Raw genomic sequence first — 1,982 nt, forward strand, 5'->3', positions numbered from 1 at the left:
TTTACACTTTCCGCTAATTTGCCTTTTACACTTTTGCCTAAAATATGTGTTGCCTATTTTTCATGCGATAACTATCATCATCCATGTGAATAACTTCTACTCGATGCAATAGACGGTCTAATATTGCTGTTGTTATGCCTTGATCACCCATTAATTCACTCCATTGTTCAGGACTTTTATTAGAGGTTAAAATAATTGAACTTCGTTCATAAAGGTGATTAATCAACTGAAAGAATAGATTTGCTTCTCGTTGGTCCATAGCCATGTACATAAGATCATCAATGATTACTAAATCAGATGATTTAATCCTCTTTATTTGCACTTGCGATTTATGAGTAAATTCCTGTGTTTTTAATAGTTGTATTAATTCTCCCATGGTTACAAAGTAGACTTGAAATCCCCTTTGAATGGCTTCTACACCCAAAGCTATTGATATTAAGGTTTTACCGACACCAGGCGGTCCTAATAATATTAAATTGAAATGTTGTTCTAACCAACTAAGCTCTCTTAACTGAGTAATCTGTCGCTCAGTTATAGCCGTTTGCCCTTCTACTTTGAAATCATCAATTATCTTAATATAAGGAAACCGAGCCCATTTCATCCTTCGTTCGATGCTTTTTGCTTCCCGTTTATTTAATTCGAACACTGTAACTGCTTCTAAAAACTCTAAATAAGTCCAAGATGCTTTTTCAGCTTCACGAAGGAGCTGCGGAAGCTCTTCCGCAGTCTCGGATAAACGTAATTGACGAAAATAACCCTGCAATTCTTTTACTGTATTATTCATTGAATTTGCCCTCCTAAAATACTTGTATATATATTTAGGGAGCGTGTCGTAACTTCAAATTTATGATCAGATGTTGAAGCACTTATACTTTCACCAGCTCTTTCTATGGATGGAGTAGAATTCTTCAAGTAATTAACGACATCTCGAAAGTCATTGGCACTAAAGAGTTTTTCTCTAATACATATTGAAAGTGCCTGATTAATCAATGCTGAATCTCTCTTTATTACACTAAAGATAAGCGTTAATTGATCTCTTCGATATCGGTTATACCTTTGACAAATTTCATCTACAAACGTATTTGCATCTCCTTGGTTTTCAAAACTACTAATAACATTTTGTTTGAGCTCTTCGATTCCTTTAGATCGATCTCGACCATGATTATGATTTTTTATCAATTTGCCTTTTTCATTACTAATCTGATGTTCTGCAATCTTCTCACCATCCGGTTGCTTGCGAATAATCAATGTACCTGGATATTCACCTTTTATCTCAATGAACACCTGATTATTTTTAGTTGAGCCAAATGTACCTAACGGTAACGAGTAACGATTAGATTTAAAACGAATGGTGTTGTCCTTACCTACATTCCTTGTTATACTGTTCGTATGGATACTTTCATTTGAAAGTAGAGGAGAGACTGGTAATAAGTGTTGCTTTTCGACGAGAAACACTTCTGCTGGTCTCTTTTTTGTTGTGTTATGTACATTATGATTACCTGTACGTTCTAACCATTTTATTGCACGTATATTCCAATCCTCTATATCTTTAAAAACCCGACTATCAGCGAAATTTCCTTTTATATATTTCACCACATTTTCAATCATGCCTTTGGACTCAGGATCTGCTTTTCTACAAAGATGAACCTTAAACTTACAGTCTCTCACATAGGCTTGAAACTCTGATGTTAATATTAAATCACCAGCATTTTCACTAACTGCAATTAGGTTATCTTGGTCGTAAACGATTTCTTCAGTTCTTCCACCGAAAAATTGGAAAGCATTTTCATGACATCGAATAGTATCCTTTGTAGTAAAAGGTCGGTCTTGCCATTCCATATATTTATAACGTGAATGTGCTAACACAAAAGCTATAAAGTATAACTTCACTTCTTTTTTCTTGGTGGTTTTCTGTTTTGTCACTCCCCAGTCTACCTGTAGCTGCTTACCCATGGGTTGTTCGGCAACAGCCTCATATTGTC

Annotated in this window: 2 protein-coding genes; both read right to left on the reverse strand. The window is 35.1% G+C overall.

The window, feature by feature from the left end:
- Nucleotides 1-37 precede the first annotated feature (37 nt).
- A complete protein-coding gene (gene istB / locus ACJ2A9_RS23405; RefSeq protein ID WP_441424106.1) occupies nt 38-784 on the reverse strand; it encodes an IS21-like element helper ATPase IstB in 747 nt (248 codons plus the stop codon).
- The coding region (locus ACJ2A9_RS23410) for an IS21/IS408/IS1162 family transposase (protein ID WP_441424107.1) at nt 781-1,982 on the reverse strand (1,202 nt) is incomplete at its 5' end. The genes istB and ACJ2A9_RS23410, both read right to left, overlap by 4 nt.

Origin of the sequence: Anaerobacillus sp. MEB173 (assembly GCF_052119505.1) — a bacterium.
In the GTDB taxonomy this organism is placed as follows: domain Bacteria; phylum Bacillota; class Bacilli; order Bacillales; family JBJMAU01; genus JBJMAU01.

Bases quoted from the DNA above. Each gene is read 5' to 3' on its own strand.
- istB (WP_441424106.1), bottom strand. From the start codon at position 784: ATGAATAATACAGTAAAAGAATTGCAGGGTTATTTTCGTCAATTACGT.